This is a genomic window from Pseudomonas sp. P135, from assembly GCF_020312125.1.
Taxonomy (GTDB): domain Bacteria; phylum Pseudomonadota; class Gammaproteobacteria; order Pseudomonadales; family Pseudomonadaceae; genus Aquipseudomonas; species Aquipseudomonas fragariae.
Genome location: NZ_JAGPYR010000005.1, coordinates 320851 through 337822, shown reverse-complemented (window position 1 = coordinate 337822; position 16972 = coordinate 320851). Strand labels below are relative to the sequence as shown.

General features: G+C 59.5%; 15 protein-coding genes. 8 read left to right on the top strand and 7 right to left on the bottom strand.

Features of this window, described 5'->3' with window-relative positions; genetic code table 11:
• Positions 1-192 precede the first annotated feature (192 nt).
• The 3 genes from KBY08_RS10335 to araH are packed head-to-tail and all read left to right on the top strand — an operon-like array spanning position 193 to position 3790.
• Positions 193-1206: a substrate-binding domain-containing protein gene (locus KBY08_RS10335; RefSeq protein ID WP_011267629.1), complete on the top strand. Its 1014-nt coding sequence runs from the start codon at positions 193-195 to the stop codon at positions 1204-1206.
• A gap of 54 nt (positions 1207-1260) precedes the next feature.
• The gene (gene araG, locus KBY08_RS10330) at positions 1261-2784 is read left to right on the top strand and encodes an L-arabinose ABC transporter ATP-binding protein AraG (RefSeq protein ID WP_011267630.1); all 1524 of its coding nucleotides are present in this window, start codon (positions 1261-1263) and stop codon (positions 2782-2784) included.
• A gap of 40 nt (positions 2785-2824) precedes the next feature.
• Entirely contained in the window at positions 2825-3790 is a 966-nt protein-coding gene (gene araH, locus KBY08_RS10325) for an L-arabinose ABC transporter permease AraH (RefSeq protein WP_003405587.1), read from the top strand.
• Positions 3791-3848: 58 nt separating this feature from the next.
• On the opposite strand, the gene KBY08_RS10320 is transcribed toward araH, so the two are convergent.
• The 4 genes from KBY08_RS10320 to KBY08_RS10305 are packed head-to-tail and all read right to left on the bottom strand — an operon-like array spanning position 3849 to position 8338.
• Positions 3849-5153 (bottom strand): sensor histidine kinase, encoded by a 1305-nt coding sequence (locus tag KBY08_RS10320; protein ID WP_011267632.1) that lies wholly within the window; start codon positions 5151-5153, stop codon positions 3849-3851.
• On the bottom strand, positions 5146-5853 hold the full coding sequence (locus tag KBY08_RS10315; RefSeq protein ID WP_011267633.1) for a response regulator transcription factor: 708 nt from the start codon (positions 5851-5853) through the stop codon (positions 5146-5148). The genes KBY08_RS10320 and KBY08_RS10315 overlap by 8 nt, the downstream gene beginning before the upstream one ends.
• 51 nt (positions 5854-5904) lie before the next feature.
• A complete protein-coding gene (locus KBY08_RS10310) occupies positions 5905-6684 on the bottom strand; it encodes a MipA/OmpV family protein (RefSeq protein ID WP_011267634.1) in 780 nt (259 codons plus the stop codon).
• Between the two features lie 34 nt (positions 6685-6718).
• Entirely contained in the window at positions 6719-8338 is a 1620-nt protein-coding gene (locus KBY08_RS10305; protein WP_205416962.1) for an FAD-dependent oxidoreductase, read from the bottom strand.
• A 289-nt stretch (positions 8339-8627) separates the two neighbouring features.
• Between KBY08_RS10305 and KBY08_RS10300 the strand changes: the two genes are divergently transcribed.
• Positions 8628-9359: a TetR/AcrR family transcriptional regulator gene (locus KBY08_RS10300; RefSeq protein ID WP_032653677.1), complete on the top strand. Its 732-nt coding sequence runs from the start codon at positions 8628-8630 to the stop codon at positions 9357-9359.
• Positions 9360-9376: 17 nt separating this feature from the next.
• On the opposite strand, the gene KBY08_RS10295 is transcribed toward KBY08_RS10300, so the two are convergent.
• Positions 9377-10690, bottom strand: coding sequence for an APC family permease (locus tag KBY08_RS10295; RefSeq protein ID WP_225651133.1), 1314 nt, complete (start codon positions 10688-10690; stop codon positions 9377-9379).
• A gap of 206 nt (positions 10691-10896) precedes the next feature.
• Here KBY08_RS10295 and KBY08_RS10290 point away from each other — a divergent pair, with 206 nt between their 5' ends.
• The 4 genes from KBY08_RS10290 (at position 10897) to KBY08_RS10275 (ending at position 13453) form a co-directional block, all read left to right on the top strand.
• Positions 10897-11139, top strand: a complete 243-nt coding sequence (locus KBY08_RS10290; RefSeq protein WP_225651132.1) for a hypothetical protein — start codon at positions 10897-10899, stop codon at positions 11137-11139.
• Positions 11140-11250: 111 nt separating this feature from the next.
• Positions 11251-12111: a CAP domain-containing protein gene (locus KBY08_RS10285; protein ID WP_181007019.1), complete on the top strand. Its 861-nt coding sequence runs from the start codon at positions 11251-11253 to the stop codon at positions 12109-12111.
• Between the two features lie 173 nt (positions 12112-12284).
• A complete protein-coding gene (locus tag KBY08_RS10280; protein ID WP_003405571.1) occupies positions 12285-12716 on the top strand; it encodes a hypothetical protein in 432 nt (143 codons plus the stop codon).
• A 2-nt stretch (positions 12717-12718) separates the two neighbouring features.
• Positions 12719-13453, top strand: a complete 735-nt coding sequence (locus KBY08_RS10275) for a DUF72 domain-containing protein (RefSeq protein WP_225651131.1) — start codon at positions 12719-12721, stop codon at positions 13451-13453.
• 22 nt (positions 13454-13475) lie between these two features.
• Here KBY08_RS10275 and KBY08_RS10270 read toward each other — a convergent pair whose 3' ends face one another.
• Both KBY08_RS10270 and KBY08_RS10265 read right to left on the bottom strand, forming a co-directional pair.
• A complete protein-coding gene (locus KBY08_RS10270) occupies positions 13476-13853 on the bottom strand; it encodes a response regulator (RefSeq protein WP_058398505.1) in 378 nt (125 codons plus the stop codon).
• Positions 13850-16861, bottom strand: a complete 3012-nt coding sequence (locus KBY08_RS10265) for an ATP-binding protein (RefSeq protein ID WP_225651130.1) — start codon at positions 16859-16861, stop codon at positions 13850-13852. Before KBY08_RS10265 ends, KBY08_RS10270 begins: the two co-directional genes overlap by 4 nt.
• Positions 16862-16972: the final 111 nt, after the last annotated feature.

Sequence of the window (16972 nt, the reverse complement as noted above, 5' to 3'; positions counted from 1 at the left end):
GAGGTTGAGAAACACGTCGCGCCGCCGTCTGTTTACGACGGGAGCGTGGTTGTAGATGCAAGGGTGACATTAGGTTACATAGCGGTCATCCGTTATATGGTATGACTATTTGATCGGCTTCGGACGCTCCGGCGTTTGCAACCGCCACCTCGCTGGTCGCTGTAGCTATTCAATAAAAATAAGGAGTTAGCTATGTTGAGTCGTCACGGGATTCGTTCCCTGTGCTGTGCCGCTGTCACTACCGCCATTCTGGGCATGAGTGGCATCACCTCCGCTGCCGAAGAAGTCAAAATCGGCTTTCTGGTCAAGCAGGCCGAAGAGCCGTGGTTCCAGGCCGAATGGGCAGGTGCCGAAAAAGCCGGCAAGGAGCATGGCTTTACCGTCATCAAGATTGCCGTGCCAGACGGTGAAAAGACCCTGACCGCTATCGATAACCTCGCCGCCAACGGTGCCAAGGGTTTCGTGATCTGCCCGCCTGACGTGTCGCTCGGCCCTGCGATCGTGGCCAAGGCCAAAGCGCTGGGGTTGAAAGTCATGGCTGTGGATGATCGCTTTGTCGACGCCAAGGGCAACTTCATGGAGGACGTGCCTTACCTGGGCATGGCTGCCTTTGAAGTAGGCCAGAAGCAGGGCGTCGAAATGGCCAAGGAAGCGAAAAATCGCAAGTGGGACAAGGATGGCTGGAAAGGCACCTACGCGATCATCAACACTTATAACGAGCTGGATACCGGCAAGAAACGCACGGATGGTTCGGTGAAGTCGCTTGAGGAAGCCGGCTTGCCGAAGGACCATATCGTCTTCACCGCACAGAAAACCCTCGATGTGCCAGGTAGCATGGACGCCACCAACTCGGCGCTGCCAAAACTGCCAGGCGATGCCAAGAGGCTGATCATCGGCGGTATGAACGACAACACCGTATTGGGTGGGGTACGTGCGACTTCTACCAATGGCTTTGAAGCGGATGACGTGATCGGGATCGGTATCAACGGCACCGATGCGATCGACGAACTCAAGAAGAAAGAAAGCGGCTTCTTTGGCTCTATGCTGCCGAACCCTGGCAAAGAGGGTTATGACACCGCGTTGCATGTTTACGAGTGGGCCACCAAGGGCACAGAACCACCCAAGTACACCGCCCTGGACGACGTGACACTGATCAAGCGCACCAACTTCCAGGAAATACTGACCGAGCGTGGTCTGTGGAAGTGAGCTGAACGAGGGGCCTGATGTTCAGGCCCCTCACACGTGCTAGGAGATTGGTTCATGCAACAGGCTATCGAGCAATACGCCACAGGCGGTGCCTTGCGCTTCAACGGCATCGGCAAGGTCTTCCCCGGCGTCAAGGCGCTTTCGGACATCAGTTTCGAAGCGCGCCCCGGCAGTGTTCACGCATTGATGGGAGAGAACGGTGCCGGCAAATCCACGCTGCTGAAAATCCTTGGCGGGTCGTATCAGCCCAACAGCGGCACCTTGCAGATCGGCGAGCAGAGCTATCAGTTCAAGTCCACCGCCGAGAGCATCGCGGCGGGTGTGGCGGTGATTCACCAGGAGCTGCATCTGGTGCCGGAAATGACCGTTGCCGAGAACCTGCTGCTCGGGCACATGCCCAATCGCTTCGGGCTGATCAATCGCGGTGCGATGTATCGCCGGGCCGGCGAGCTGCTCAAGGGTCTGGCTGACGAAATTGACCCGCACACACGCTTGGGCGACCTTTCGCTGGGGCAGCGGCAATTGGTCGAGATCGCCAAGGCCATGTCGCGCAATGCTCATGTCATCGCCTTTGACGAGCCCACCAGCAGCCTGTCGGCGCGTGAGATCGACCGACTGATGGCGATCATCGTGCGCCTGCGCGACGAGGGCCGAGTGATTCTTTACGTGTCGCATCGCATGGAAGAAATCTTCCGCGTCTGTGATGCGGTGACGGTGTTCAAGGACGGACGCTTCGTCAAGACGTTCGAGCAAATGGCCGATCTCGACCATGACCGACTGGTGACCTGCATGGTCGGTCGCGATATCCAGAACATCTACAACTACCGCCCTCGCCAGCATCAGGGGCCGAGCCTGCGGGTTACCGGCCTGCTGGGGCCGGGCCTGCACGAGCCGGTCACCTTCGCCGTGCAGAAGGGCGAAGTGCTGGGCTTCTTCGGACTGGTCGGCGCCGGGCGTACCGAGCTGTTCCGGCTGCTCTCGGGGCTTACCCGCAGCTCTGCAGGCACCCTGCAACTGGACGGCAAACCGCTGACACTCAAGTCTCCCCGAGATGCCATCGAGGCTGGAATTCTGCTCTGCCCGGAGGACCGCAAGAAAGAAGGCATCGTGCCGCTGTCCAGCGTCGCAGAGAACATCAACATCGGTGCGCGCCCCCGGCACGTGAACCTCGGTTGCCTGATTCAGGGTCGCTGGGAGCGTGACAACGCACGCAGCCAGATCAAGTCGATGAACGTCAAGACGCCATCGCCCGAGCAGCAGATCATGTTCCTCTCCGGCGGCAATCAACAGAAGGCGATTCTTGGCCGCTGGCTGTCGATGCCCATGAAAGTCCTGCTGCTGGACGAGCCGACTCGCGGGATCGACGTCGGGGCCAAGTCCGAGATTTACGAGATCATTCACAACCTGGCCGCGGACGGTATCGCGGTGATTGTGGTCTCCAGCGATCTGATGGAAGTGATGGGCATTTCAGACCGCATTCTGGTGATGAGCGAAGGCGCAATCACCGGTGAACTCAATCGCGACGAGGCTGACGAGTCGCGACTCCTGCAATTGGCTCTGCCTCGCACGCGCGGCTGACAATCGGTCCCTGACCATGAACAATAAAAAAGAGGTGCGTATGTCTACCGAATCCAGCCTGCAGGCTCCCCGTCAGGGCATGAACCTGCGTCGTTTCGCCGATGACTGGGTGATGCTCCTGGCCGCCGTGGGGATTTTCCTGCTGTGTGCCGTGTTCATCGATAACTTCATGTCGCCGCTGAACATGCGCGGTCTGGGCCTGGCGATTTCCACTGTAGGTATCGCTGCCTGCACCATGCTCTTTTGCCTGGCGTCCGGGCACTTCGACCTCTCGGTCGGTTCGGTGCTGGCTTGTTCCGGGGTGATCGCCAGTATCGTCATCCGCGACACCGACAGCGTATTTCTGGGTGTCTCGGCAGCCCTGGCGCTCGGGTTGGTCGTGGGTCTGATCAACGGCATTGTGATCGCCAAGCTGCGCATCAATGCCCTGATCACGACTCTGGCAACCATGCAGATCGTGCGCGGCCTGGCGTACATTTTCTCCAACGGCAAGGCCGTCGGCGTTTCCAACGAGGACTTCTTCATCTTTGGCAATGGCCAGGTGTATGGCGTGCCGGTGCCGATCCTGATCACCATTGCCTGCTTCATATTCTTCGGCTGGCTGCTCAACTACACCACCTATGGGCGCAACACCATGGCCATCGGCGGCAACCAGGAAGCCGCGCTGCTGGCGGGTGTCCACGTGGACCGCACCAAGATCATCATTTTCGCCGTCCACGGCCTGGTCGGTGCATTGGCTGGCGTAGTCCTGGCTTCGCGCATGACTTCGGGGCAACCGATGATCGGGCAGGGCTTCGAGCTGACGATCATCTCTGCCTGCGTATTGGGCGGGGTTTCGCTGAGTGGCGGCATCGGCATGATCCGGCATGTGATCGCCGGGGTGCTGATTCTTGCAATCATCGAGAATGCGATGAACCTGAAGAACATCGATACGTTCTACCAGTATGTGATTCGCGGCACGATCCTGTTGCTGGCGGTGATCATCGACCGCATGAAGCGCCGCTGACCGGCCAGCGCAGTTAAAGAGCCCTTGTCTATGTATGGCAGGGGCTTTTTATTGCGGGTCAAACCGGCCGACTGCGGAAGTCGAGTCCTGCCCGGGTGCCCAGCGTCGGCATTGACTCCAGCGTCAGTGTCCACTGAAAGCGTTCACAGATACGTCGCACCAGAAACAGCCCGAGGCCTTTGCCACTGCCCGTCCTGATCGGGTTCCTCAGCAGCGACAGGTAATGCCGGGAAGCCTGCTCGGTGTCGAACCCTTCACCCGAATCGGTCACGCTCAACACATCATCCTTGAGTCGCACAGCGATGGTGCCGTCGTAGGTGTTATCTGCCGCATTGCGCAACAGATTGCCGACGGCAATGCGTAGCATTGCTTCCGGCACGTGCAGAGTCAGGGTCTGGTGGATCTGCACCGAGAACTTCACCGGCTTGCCGTCGAGCAAATGCTCATGATCCTTGACCAGGCCGGGCAGCAGACGATCAAGCTCGATCGGGTCATCCCGGTTGGAGGTCAACGGCTCACGCGACAGGTAAAGCAGCGCAACCATGATTTCCGTCAGGTTTTCCACGGTGGCTCGCATGCGTTGCAGTGGCGGCGCTGCACGCGGCGGCAGTTTTTGCCTGGCGAGGATATCCAGCGCACCGCTGATCACGGCGATAGGCGTGCGGAATTCGTGGCTGGCCTGATCCAGCAGCGCGCGTTCGCGGGCCATGAATTGTTCGACCCGTTCCAGGTGCGCGTTGATTCCGCAGGCAATGTCCTTGAGCTCTTCCTGAGCGTAGTGCACTGGCAATCGCTGGGCGGGGCGCTCCGGGTCGAGTTGCTTCATGCCCAGTGCCAGCCCCTGAACCGGAAGATGCAGGCGCACGTACAACCAGGCGATCACAGCAATGATCAGAATCAGATTGAGTACCAGAAACATCGCCCCCACCAGCGCGATGAAGTTCTGCTCCCGCTCCAGATCGCTGATGTCGATGGCGGCGATCAGGCGCTCTCTGCCAAGCGAGGTCACCAGCACCGCATAGTCGCGATCGCCATTGTCAGCGTCCTGGCGGTCCAGATCGCCCTCACTGTAATAGCCAGGTGCGAGTGCAGCGAGAGAGGGCGGCATACCGGCTGCCGGCGTGCTGCCTGACAGTTTCCAGACCTGGATCCTGGCGTCTTTCTGCGCCGCGGGCAGCACGTCGTCTGCAAGCGTGTTGGCGGTCGCGGTCTCAAGCAGATCCTTCCAGATCGGATGATCAACAAGGTCCTGGCTCATGAACGCGAGGGTGGTCAGGCCGGTGGTCATCAGCAGCCCGAAACCGAGAATTATCACGCTGACGAGGCGATGCAGGCTGCCACGTCGGCGAGCGAAGTCAATCATGTGCGCACACGCACAGACGAAAACCGATGCCCTGCACGGTATGCAGCAATTTTTGCCCGGCAGCACGCTCGCCATCAATGGTTTTTCTGAGCAGGTGCATGTGCGAGCGCAGCAGATCGCCATCGGGCACGCTGTCACCCCAGACGAGTGATTCGAGTTGCGTGCGTGTGACCACGTGCGGTGAGTTGCGCATCAGCACCTCCAGCAGCGTTCGTCGGATCGGCGAGAACGGTAACGGTATGCCATCGCGCGTCACCAATTGCGTGCCGAGATCGAAGCGCAGGTCAGCGATTTCCAGTATTTGTCGCCTGTCTGCCCGCGTGTGGTTACGCGCTGCCAGCACTCGCAGGCGAATCTCCAGTTCAGGCAAGGCCAGCGGTTTGACAATGTAGTCATCCGCACCCGATTCAAAGCCTTCCAGCTTGTCATCCAGCTGGTCCTTGGCAGTCAGCAACATGACTGGCACCGGGTTATTCAATTCATTGCGCAGATGACGCAGCAGTGAGATCCCGTCCATGCGCGGCATCATCCAGTCCAGCACAATGACGTCGTAACGGTTTTCCGCGAGCAGGCGGATGGCCGACTTGCCATCCGGTGCGGCGTCCGGCGTATGCCCGCAAGCCTCCAGGTAATCAAACATGTTGGCGGCCAGCGCCAGGTTATCTTCGACAATCAAGACGCTCAGTGATCGTTCGAGCACGGCGGGCTCCCGGTGAGTGGGTTCGAGGCGTTATCAGAGTGGTCTTCAGCATCAGAACTTTCGCGATATGCCGATGAACATCGACGTCGAGCTGTCTGTGTCGTGCTCCACCAGCGGGCTGTCGCTCAGTTCATCCGGCAGGGCGCTATAGCGCAGGTTACCCGAGACTTCCCACTGTTTACCGATTGGCTGAGAAAAGCCAATGCCGACATAGGACACTGTGGCGCTACCGGGACGATACTCGGCAATGCCGCGTCGTTCTTCCTCGTTCAGGGTGCCGTAATAGTAATCCACCCTATTGCCGGACAGGTGGGTGGCACCGATGTTGGGTTTGAAGCGGGTGTTGCCCAAGGTAAAGGGGTACGCGTATTCGAGGTTTAACGAATAGCCATCGCTGGCACCGCTGATATCGTTTTTGGCGACCAGTTCAAGCAGGCCGGCATCACCGCGCAGCTTTGCCGCCAATCCGGCGTCGATGCCATTGTCGCGGTCTTCCAGCAGGTCGCGGTTGATGCCGTTTCGAGCCAGTTCGCGACGACCGAAATCGTCACGATCAATACCGTCCATCTGCAGGGCAAGAATGGCATCAAGGGCAAACGACTCGGTGTTGATCAGGTGGTAACCCGCTGTTACGCCGTTGACGTAAAAGCGTTCTCCTTCGTACCTGATCAGCGGGATCGGGTTGACCTGCGTGCCGACGCCTGCGTAAGGGCTTTCGCTGATGGCGGCGCCCAGGCCCAGACTGAAATCGCCCGGTTCGGCGTGGGCCAGCTGTAAAGACAGGGCAGGCAATACGACAACAGTCAGTGCAGGAAGGAAAAGGTGCTTCATGTCGAGGCTCTCTGAGTGGTCTTTCTGGCGTGAATCAGTGTGCGACTGCGCGTGTCGCCTGCATGTCGGCGTCGCAGCCAGCGAGGGAGCCAGGTGTGCGGGACAGGGTGGCCAGGTAACGCTGGACTGCCGGTACGAAATCGTCCGTGGCGGTCAGGCCGACGTACCCGTCGGGACGTATCAGAAAGATGATGTTTTCCTGAAGGCTTACGCCGTAAGCGTCACGTGCCTGACCGGTTTCATCGACCAGACCGTAGCGGTCATTACTGACGTGCGCGGGGCGAACCGCAAATGCCTGCAGGAATCGCTCGTCATGGCTGCCGAAAGTATTCATTGCAGCGATGGCCTGCGTACCGAAGGCCAGCAAGGTGAAATGCCCACCTCTGAAAACGTCGAACAATCGCGTGCGTCCGCCGTGCTGCTGCGAGCAGGTGGCATCGGGTGCGCGATCACCTGCCTGGACCTTGCCATCGACGATGTCGGCGCTGTTCACGGAAAGCGAGCTGGCGCGGTAGTTGAGTAATAACTGCCGCTCCTTGTCGCCACGCCTGAATGTGGGCAAGCCGGTGCCAGTGGTGTTATTGAAGAGTTCGCTGGACAACTCCAGCACCGCAGCAGCTACAGGCCTGCGTTCCTCTTCGTAAGTGTCGAGCAGTGCCTCGGGCGCGCCGTCCAGCACCGCTGCCAGTTTCCAGCCCAGATTCCAGGCGTCCTGCACGCCCGTGTTGAGGCCTTGAGCACCTGCGGGGGTATGCACATGGGCGGCGTCGCCGGCGAGGAACACCCGCTCGACCCGATAGCGCTCGGCCAGCCGCACATTGGGGCGGAATACCGAAAGCCAGGTCGGGCTGTGCAGGTGAATCTTCCTGGAGCCCGTAGCTGCCAGCCAGCGGGTCTGGATAGCATGCTCTGAGAGTTCCGGAGCGGGTTCGTCGGCGTCCAGACGCATCATCAGCTGGAACAGGTTCGAATGCGGAAGCGGACACAGGCCGATCATTCCACCTTTGCGCGTCGGCCATATGTGCCATGCATCCCGGGAAAGCCCCTCTACGTGCAGATCGCCAACGATCATCCGGCCTTCCTGAGACGTGGAGCCCGTGAAGTTCACGCCCAGCTGCTTGCGCACAAAACTCTTGCCGCCGTCAGCGCCGACCAGATAGCGGGCATGCACGATACGAGGCTCTCCCTGACAAGCAACCCGAACAGAGACACCTTCGGCATCCTGTTTGATCTGGAGTGCTCCAGTGTCCCATTCAACCTGAGTGCCCAGTTCAGCCAGTCGATCACGCAACACCTGCTCTGTGCGCCATTGCGGTACGAGCCAGACGTTCGGGTACGGGATATCCGCTGTCTGTTTCTGGTACTTCATCATGTTCCATTTGATCTTCAGGAAAGAAACATGAAACTTCATCGGCGGATAAAGCTGCCCGACGCCCAACAATGGCTGGGCGACGCCAAGGTTATCGAACACCTCGATCGTTCGTGGCTGTATGCCTTTGCCGCGAGAACCATTGAAGGGGACAGCCGATTTTTCAATGATTCTGACCTTGATCCCGCGCCTGGCCAGATCGCAGGCCAGCGTCAGTCCGGTCGGCCCCGAGCCGATTATGAGGACGTCGCAAACGTCCTGCTCAACAGGCTGATGTGTATTCAATTTGAAGGTGTTTGACTGGAAATGAATATCGCCGTCTGACATACCTGAACTCCGCTTTTGTGTAGGCCACTTCCAGCGGCAGGTGGTTGTCTCTCCTATTTCGGATACGATGTATCCGAAATAGGGTTGTGTCAATAAATCAGATCATTCACAAGGCAGCCAAGCAGACGGACGGTGATCCAGGTTGGCGCATCACCGGGGTGGCGGTAATCGATCACGTTGGGCTTATAATCTGCAAATGACTGAAGACCTGAATTGCCAAGCCGTTCCTGGAAGCCCTCGCTGGTGGATGAACCGCGTACGTCGCGTGGAAAAAAGCAGAAGTCGAGGCAGGCCTTCCGTTTCGGCAGAACGGATCATTGCAACTGCCCTGGAGGCGGTCGACGAGGTCGGCGCGCAGGCGTTCAATATGCGCATGCTTGCGGAGCGGCTCGAGTCCGGTACAGCGACGCTCTATCGGCATTTCGCCAGCAAGGACGAGATACTGGTTTACGTGGTCGATAGCGTGCTGGGCGAAATGAGTGCGGATCAATCCGATGCCGCTGAAGGAGCACCGCAGGAGCAGGGCGGCGATGAGCATGCCTGGCAAAAAGCCTGCGCATCAGGCGCCGAACGCCTTTATCGCGTATTGCGCAAGCATCCGGGTATCTTGCCGCTGTTGGTGTCTCAGATACCGATCGGACCTAACGGGCTCAAGCGCCGCGAGCAGGGCATTGCGTTGTTTCTGGCCAACGGGTTTCCTGCCGAACTGGCTGCCCGCGCCTATACGTCGGTCGCTCACTATGTACTGGGCTTCGCCATACAGCAGCATTCAAACGTTGCAAGCAAAGCCTCGGACGGCGAGGACCTGGTCGAGTTTTTCTCCGCACTGGATGCGGATGAATACCCGGCGATTGCGGCTGCCGGACGCCATTTACCTGGCGTTTCCGTGGAGGATGAGTTCAGGTTCGGCTTGCAGCTCATCATCGACGGTCTGGATCTTGCGCTTGCCGGGCTCCAGCAAGGCACCGGCAAGCGCTGAAGCAATGACTGCGCCGTTCAGCGGGGATGCGAAGCGAACGCCGAGCTGCCCAGCCGGGTCAGTCCGTAAAGCGCAGCACCGACCGCCAGCATGATGCCTGCCCGCAGCCAGGTTTCCGGACCTTGCTGAGTGAGCAGCAACAGGCACGAAAGAATGCCCAGCAGCGGGATAACCCAGTGGACCTGAAAGTGCCCGGCTTCGACCTTGTCGCGCTTGAGCACCAGCACGGCGATGTTCACGCTGAGAAACACGAAGAGCAGCAACAGCACGACGGTTTCGGCGAGGATGGTCAGGGTGCTGGTGAAGGACAGGGCAATGGCTACCAGTGTGGTCGCCAGAATTGCCAGCCCCGGCGTGCGCCGCTTGGGCAGCACCGAACCCATCACCGCAGGTAACAGGCCTTCGCGCGCCATGCCGAAGGTCAGTCGGCTGGCCATGATCATGGTCAGCAGTGCGCCGTTGGCCACCGCAATCAGTGCAATGACCGCAAACCACGGCGCAGGTATGCCAAGGCCCGAGGCACTGACCACGTCCATCAGGGGGGCTTGCGAATCCTTGAGTTGCTCGACGGGCAGGACCATCGCTGCGCCCATGCCAACCAGCATGTACACCGCACCCGCCGCCAGCAGCGCGCCGAACAGGGCACGTGGATAGACCTTGCGCACGTCCTTGATCTCTTCGGCTAGATTGGCCGAGGTTTCAAACCCCACGAACGAATAGAACGCCAGCAGCGATGCGCCGAGAATCGCCGTCGCAGGCGAGGCGCTATCCAGTTCGAACACCCGTTGCGGCACGCCTTGCCCCTGGCTGACGAACCAGATCGCTGCCGCGATCACCATCAGCAAGCCGCTCAGCTCGATGACCGTCATGACCAGATTGGCTGAAAGCGATTCCTTGATACCGCGTGCATTGAGCAGGCCGACGATGACCAGAAATGCCACGCAGACCCACTGCGCAGGCCAGTTGAGCAGCGCCTGGAAGTAGTCGCCGGCGAACGCCACGGCCAGCCCGGCAGCGCTGGTAACGCCTGCTGCGACCATGGAGAAGCCAACCAGAAACGACAGTAGCGGCTTGCCGAAGGCTTTTTCGGCGTACACCGCGGCACCGCCCGCACGCGGGTATTTGGTCACCAGTTCGGCGTAGGACGCTGCGGTCAGCAAGGCAAAGCACAGGGCAATCAGCAGGGGCGCCCAGATAGCTCCGCCGACGCGTCCGGCGATCGTGCCGGCCAATGCGTAGACGCCCGCCCCGAGCACATCGCCAAGGATGAACAGGGTCAGCATGGGCGCCGTGATTGCCCGGCGCAGCGATGAAGTCTCGGCAGTGGCCATGGTCAAGGATTCCTTTCTCTGCAGGTGCGGGTATCAACAGCAGAGCGTCGCGCGACAGGTAAATTCAAAACGATGGTGGCTGGCCTGGACCAGCGGCGCTGTTTGCCGGCTTGATGCTGCAATAGACACTGCTTGCAAAAAAGGTGGAGCATTGCGTCGCGCAGAGGTCTCAATGAGACATTTGATGGATCAGCCAAGAGGCGCACATGAGTCATAGCAGCCAACAACAGTTCAGGTCAGTCTGGGCAACCCTGCAAGTGTTACGCAAGGAAGTGGCTGATCTGCAGCTCAGTGAACTCGAGCGTGCCGAAAGCCTGCGCGGTCATCAGACGGTGGACGACAGGGAGGTCGTTCAACAATCGTTCGCGACGCTGGAACAGGCCATCGATAATATGGAAGTAACGCTTGCCAGCATAGGTGAGGCCACTGGAGAGATCGGCAAGCTTTGAGCGAATGGCAGCGCCATCCTCAAGCGTGCGGCGTGAACCATAAGCAATTTTCCAGGTCTTATTCCGGCCCTGAAATTGATGCCACGCTGTTTCCTTCCAGAGTCTGTTCTCATGCCCGCATTGCCCCGTTTTTCCTGGCGCATCTGGTTGTATCTGGTCGCTCTGTTGCCGATCTACGCGAGCCCTGTCAGTGCTGCCGAAGAACGACAACTGGTCCAGGCAATCAATGATTTTCGCGGCCAGCCGCAGCGTTGCGAAGCGCGTACGACAAACATCTCCAGAGCCCTGGCGCTCAATTCCAGCGTGGCACTGCCGATCGGTTTCAGCGGTAATTTACGTGACGCACTCAAGGCAGCCGGCTATCAGGCGGTCACTGTGCGGACCGTACGACTGGCCGGTGTGCAAAGCGCCGACGCAGCGTTCGACATGCTCAGGAGCCGCTACTGCGGTGCGTTGCTCGACCCGCAATACGCGGACATCGGCATCACCCGGCAGGGGAGCGACTGGCGTGTGGTGCTGGCGAAACCGTTGATCGACGAGAGCCTTGAAGACGCGCGCTCGGCTGGACGGGCGCTGCTGGCGCAGGTCAACGCCGCGCGTGCCAAGCCGCGCATGTGTGGCAAGCGGCCTTTCCCGTCGGCTCGGCCGTTGAGCTGGAATACCACCCTGGAAACGGCCGCGCAGGGGCACAGCCAGTCTATGGCCAGCGAGAATTACTTTACCCATCGCGGTTTCGATAATGACTCGCCGGCAGATCGCGCGCGCGCTGCCGGTTACGGCGGACGGCAGATCGGTGAAAACATCGCCGCAGGGCAGAGCACGGCCAGCAAGGCCATGGCGAGCTGGCTGGCCAGCCCGGGGCATTGCGCCAACCTGATGAACCCGATGTTTACCGAAGTCGGCGCGGCTTATGCGACGGCTACCCATGCTGATTACGGTGTGTACTGGACCATGCTGTTTGGTGCGCCCTGATCAGCAGCCAGCACCGTAGCGATCTTGCTCACCTGGCAGTCAGGCCGGGTACCGTTTGTCGCCTGTTCGATGTTATTTGAAAACCGCCGCTGATGAGCAAGGGTCGGTTGTACACAAGAGGCGCGCTTGAACGGTGCGTCCGGTGGCAACGTCAGCGAGGTGTAACAGACGTCATGAAACGAACCATTGATGCTGCAGAGCTGAATATCTGTTTCAGCGAGGACCTCGAAAAGGCCTTATTCAAGTGGTTCGTTGCCAGCTTTCTGATGGGCAAGCGCATTCAGGCAGACATTGCCTGCGAGGCCTATCGCGTTATCGTCGAGAAGCATCAGCGTGACACTCCACGCAAGCTTGCTCACTGCACTCACCGGGAACTGGTCGCCATGCTGGGGCAGGCACATTATGTGCGCTATGACGAGTCAACGGCGCATCGACTGTCTGCACTGTGCGCAAAGCTCAATGACGAATACGCGGGCAAGATAGGTCGAATTCGCGAAGTGAGTGAGGATCGGAAGCAATTCGAGAAGCGACTCTGCGAGTTTGCCGGTGTCGGCCCCAAGACTGTTGAGATATTCATGCGCGAAGCCGGCAAGGTGCTGTATTGATTATGCCGCCAGTTTATATCGCTTGTGCAGGCTGGAGCCTTGCGCGTGAGTACTGGCCCGACTTTCCTGAACAAGGCAGCCATTTGCAACGCTATGCTTCGCGCTTCAACGCGGTCGAGATCAACAGCTCGTTCTATCGCCCTCATCGCGCTCAGACCTACGCACGCTGGGCGCAGGCGGTGCCCGCCGGGTTTCGCTTCTCGGTCAAGATGCCGAAACTCATTACCCACGAACACCGACTGCGCGAGTGCGAGACCGTTCTGACCACGTTCCTTTCTCAATGCACTGCGCTGGGTGACAAACTGGGCTGTCTGCTGGTCCAGCTTCCGCCCTCTCTGGACTATGCACCGCAGGTAGCTGAGAGGTTTTTCAGAGCATTACGCAATCAGTACGCCGGCAGCGTGGTATTGGAACCGCGCCATGAATCCTGGCGGCAGGCTCAGGCGCTGCTGATCGAGCATCACATTGCGCAGGTAGCCGCCGATCCGTCAGTAATCAGTGAAGGGCACTTGCCCGGTGGGTGGCAGGGTGCTCACTACTGGCGCCTGCACGGGGCGCCGAAAATTTATCACAGTGCCTATTCCGTCGAGCATCTGGAAGGTTTGGCTGGGCGAGCGTCGGCGTCTGTGGCGCGGGAAATCGAGACCTGGTGCATCTTTGACAACACGGCCAGCGGAGCCGCCGTCCGTGACGCGCTCGCGCTGCAGGCACTGGTTGAGCGCAACAGGGCTGGGTAATAGGTGCGAACGGGTGCAGTGCTCAGACCTCAAGCAGCTCACTCAACGCTTCGCTCAGTTGCTCGGCACTGAACGGCTTGGCGACGCAACGCCGGTTGAGCCACGCGTCGGGGATCCCCAGCCGGCCGTACCCCGAGCAAAACATGAAGGGTATGCCGCGATCGGCAATGGCAGCGGCTATCGGGAACGAGTCTCCGCCAATAATGTTGATATCCAGGATGGCCAGGTCGTACTCGCCGTTACGCGCATATTCAATGCCGTCGTTCAGCGTGCTGGCGTGGTAGGCGGTCGCAAAACCCAGATCCTCGAGCATCATCTCCATCAACATGGCGAGCATGGTCTCGTCTTCCACCAGGAGCACTTTGGGGTGCGAGGTCCGGTCGTCTGATTCTGAACTCATAAACGGCTTTCCGGTTTGTCTGGCCAGGGAATCAGCATTGACCAGATGATTCCTGTTCGGGCGAACTGAATGTCGGCCTGACCTTTGAGTTCTCGCTCGATGCTGCGGCGTATCAAGCGCAAGCCAAAGCCTTTCACCGTGGTTGCGACGACCGGCGGGCCGCCTGTTTCCTTCCATTCGATCTTCAGCGTCGGGGGAGTGTGTTCGGCAGTCAGCGTAGAGGTCACTGTCACATGACCTGAGGCCGAAGAAAGCGCACCGTGTTGCACTGCATTGGCCATCAGCTCATGGAGCACCATGGAAAGTGTCAGTGAAAAACGCGGTTCCAGGGTCACCGGATCGCCTTCGAAACTGATCCTGTGTGCCCCCGAATCCTGCTCCTGCAGCTGCTCAATCAAGTCGACCAGTTCGGTAGAGATCCATTCCGCACGCGCCAGTGCATCGTGCGCCTGGCTCAGGGCAAACAGGCGCGCGCCGAAGCTCTTGTGAAAGGATTCCAGTGACGCAGAGCTGTTGACGGTGAGAGAGGCTATGGCCTGAACGGTCGCCAGAGTGTTTTTTACCCGATGATTCAGTTCGTTGAGCAATCCGGCGCGGGTCAGCCGGTCTTCCAGTTGCTGGCGTTCCAGTTTGCTGGAGATCGATTGCGCCAGCCGATGGGTCGTACCGCTCTGCTTTAAAAATGTCGTTTCGCCAATACTGTCCGTCCCCTGATGCACGGGCAGGGTGAAGGAAAATACGCTGCCCGAATCCAGTGAGCTGTCGGCCCACAGACGCCCGCCGTGGGCCGTGATAATGCCTTGGCAGATATACAGGCCCAGGCCGTTGCCGCGCGGGTTGCCTTCCTTGACAGACCAGTAGCGCTGGAAAATGAAAGGCAGGTGTTCGGCCGGAATGCCTATGCCGTCATCACTGACCCTGAACAGCACTTCGTTCTGATCGGCTACCGCATCGATGTTGATTCGGCCACCTTTCGGGGTGAACTTGATGGCGTTACCGACCAGATTGGAAAGTACCTGAAAGATTCGTTCCGGGTCCGCATCGATCACCAGGCCTTGCGCGGCGGTGCAGTTGAGCTCGATGTTCTTTTCGGTGGTCAGCATCACCAGCAGGCTGCAGGCTTCTTCCAGCAGGCTGGTGACACTCAGCGGCAGGCGCGAAAGCTGGTAGCGGCCGGCTTCGATCTGCGCGGTATCGAGCAGGTCTTCCAGGAGGCTGTTCATGCGCGTCGTGGCTTTCTCGATGGTGCCCAGCGCACGCCGGATGTTGCGATTTTCAAAGTGTGTGTCGCCCACCGCCCAGCTTTGCATCATGCCGCACTGCATGATGATGATCGACATCGGGTTACGCAGGTCATGGGAAACCACGGCGACCAGTTCATCACGCAAACGGACCGCTTCCTGTTCGCGCTGTACCTGGCGCTCCAGGTCGCTTTCCAGAGCAGAACGACGAATGTCTTCAGCGCCATAAAGATCTGCGCGCGACCACGGGCTGGCAATGCCGGTAACCTCTTGCTCCCAGACATCGAAAGACTGCCTTGGGTGCAGACGATGACTCGCGGAACTCTCCGGACGGGTACTGACGTGGTGGGTCGGGTTACCGCTCCAGTTCATCGTGGAGGTGAGTTGGGCGCGAAACCACATCACTGCATTATCAATCGGCTTGGGCAGCGTGAACGCGATGACGCCGCTTGCGATGTCTCTGTAAACGGCGCTGTCGGCAAGCTCCCTCTGCATGGAGTTGGTGTGGAAAACCCCCAGACCCTGCAAGCCCGTCGCCCGCTGTCTGGATCGCTGATTGGCCAGGCCGGTGTCGCGTATCCAGGTGTACAGCTCACGCACCTGTTCGATTGAAGGGCAGGTGCCGAACAGATAAACCTGATCGTCAATCAGCACCGCGGCACCGTCTGCCAGGGTCAGCGACATGAGAAGCTCGGGCCGGCTCACCAGCCCGTCGAGAACCTCATGATTGGCGCGACTCATGGCGTCTGCCAGTTGCCCGAGCAGGACAACTTTCTCTTCCCGCTCGCGCTGGATATTAGTCGCGACAATGGCGGAAATTTTCACCGACAGTAACTGACCGATCATCGCGCAGGCATCGCGCAACTCTCTGGACACCCGCAACGGTTCGGGGTGACCGCAGGCAACCAGGCCCCAGAGCTCGCCGCCGTCCAGCAAGGAGATACTCATCGACGAGCGCACGCCCATGTTCTTGAGGTATTCGCAATGCACCGGGGACACGCTGCGCAGCGTCGAGAAGCCCAGGTCGAGCGGTTGCCCGGTCGCCGGGCGCAGTGTTGGTATCAGGGGTACGGGAACGTAGGTGGCGTCCGGAATCACACGGATCCAGTTCAGCCGATACAGCTCTCGCGCCTGGGCGGGAATGTCCGAACCGGGGAAGTTCAGGCCGCTGTAGCTGGGCAGTGGCCCGGTCAGTGCCTGCGCAACGACTTGGCCATGGCCCTCGGGCTCGAACCGGTAAATCATGACCCGGTCGTAACCGGTAAGCGCCTGAATCTCGTGCACACTGATATCGAACAGTGTTTCCAGCGTCGTGGCTGCCTGCAGGTTGCGCAATACCCGGGTAATGATTCTGGACTGCCCATGACCGGTTTCCACGAAGGGCTCCAGCTCGATTATCAGCACATCGTCGGCACGCTGCAGCGAGGCGCTGTAGTGGGCTGTTCCGATCGTCAGTTTTATCGGGTCAATGTGTGGGGCAGCGGGGTGGCCGTACGCATGGTCGATGAGGGCCGACTGTTCGGGCGATAACAGCCATGACAAAGGCTTGCCCAGCAACTCGTCAGCGGCCATTCCGAATTCTGTTGCGCAATTGGCGCTGACCTGCTCAATGCAAAGGGGATCGCCTGCAACGCTGAGCAGTACGCCATGCGGCTGAATCGCGCCAGGAACACGGATCGGCTCTCGGGCACATTCGGCCAGCGCAGCTTCAAGCGCTGCGTCAGGCTTTGCATCCAGCATGTCCTTGATCAATTGCGTGAACTCCATAGGGTGTTTCAGCCGGGAACAGCCAGCCGCTGCTTGGTACGACGTGCAGTCGTTCAACGCTAAACGCGGTTCAGATGGTTTTTTTGTCGGCCGCAACGAAAATTTGAGCGG

Bases quoted from the DNA above. Each gene is read 5' to 3' on its own strand.
- araG (WP_011267630.1), top strand. From the start codon at position 1,261: ATGCAACAGGCTATCGAGCAATACGCCACAGGCGGTGCCTTGCGCTTC.
- KBY08_RS10295 (WP_225651133.1), bottom strand. From the start codon at position 10,690: ATGGCCACTGCCGAGACTTCATCGCTGCGCCGGGCAATCACGGCGCCC.
- KBY08_RS10265 (WP_225651130.1), bottom strand. From the start codon at position 16,861: ATGGAGTTCACGCAATTGATCAAGGACATGCTGGATGCAAAGCCTGAC.
- araH (WP_003405587.1), top strand. From the start codon at position 2,825: ATGTCTACCGAATCCAGCCTGCAGGCTCCCCGTCAGGGCATGAACCTG.
- KBY08_RS10335 (WP_011267629.1), top strand. From the start codon at position 193: ATGTTGAGTCGTCACGGGATTCGTTCCCTGTGCTGTGCCGCTGTCACT.
- KBY08_RS10290 (WP_225651132.1), top strand. From the start codon at position 10,897: ATGAGTCATAGCAGCCAACAACAGTTCAGGTCAGTCTGGGCAACCCTG.
- KBY08_RS10280 (WP_003405571.1), top strand. From the start codon at position 12,285: ATGAAACGAACCATTGATGCTGCAGAGCTGAATATCTGTTTCAGCGAG.
- KBY08_RS10285 (WP_181007019.1), top strand. From the start codon at position 11,251: ATGCCCGCATTGCCCCGTTTTTCCTGGCGCATCTGGTTGTATCTGGTC.
- KBY08_RS10320 (WP_011267632.1), bottom strand. From the start codon at position 5,153: ATGATTGACTTCGCTCGCCGACGTGGCAGCCTGCATCGCCTCGTCAGC.
- KBY08_RS10300 (WP_032653677.1), top strand. From the start codon at position 8,628: ATGAACCGCGTACGTCGCGTGGAAAAAAGCAGAAGTCGAGGCAGGCCT.
- KBY08_RS10310 (WP_011267634.1), bottom strand. From the start codon at position 6,684: ATGAAGCACCTTTTCCTTCCTGCACTGACTGTTGTCGTATTGCCTGCC.
- KBY08_RS10270 (WP_058398505.1), bottom strand. From the start codon at position 13,853: ATGAGTTCAGAATCAGACGACCGGACCTCGCACCCCAAAGTGCTCCTG.
- KBY08_RS10275 (WP_225651131.1), top strand. From the start codon at position 12,719: ATGCCGCCAGTTTATATCGCTTGTGCAGGCTGGAGCCTTGCGCGTGAG.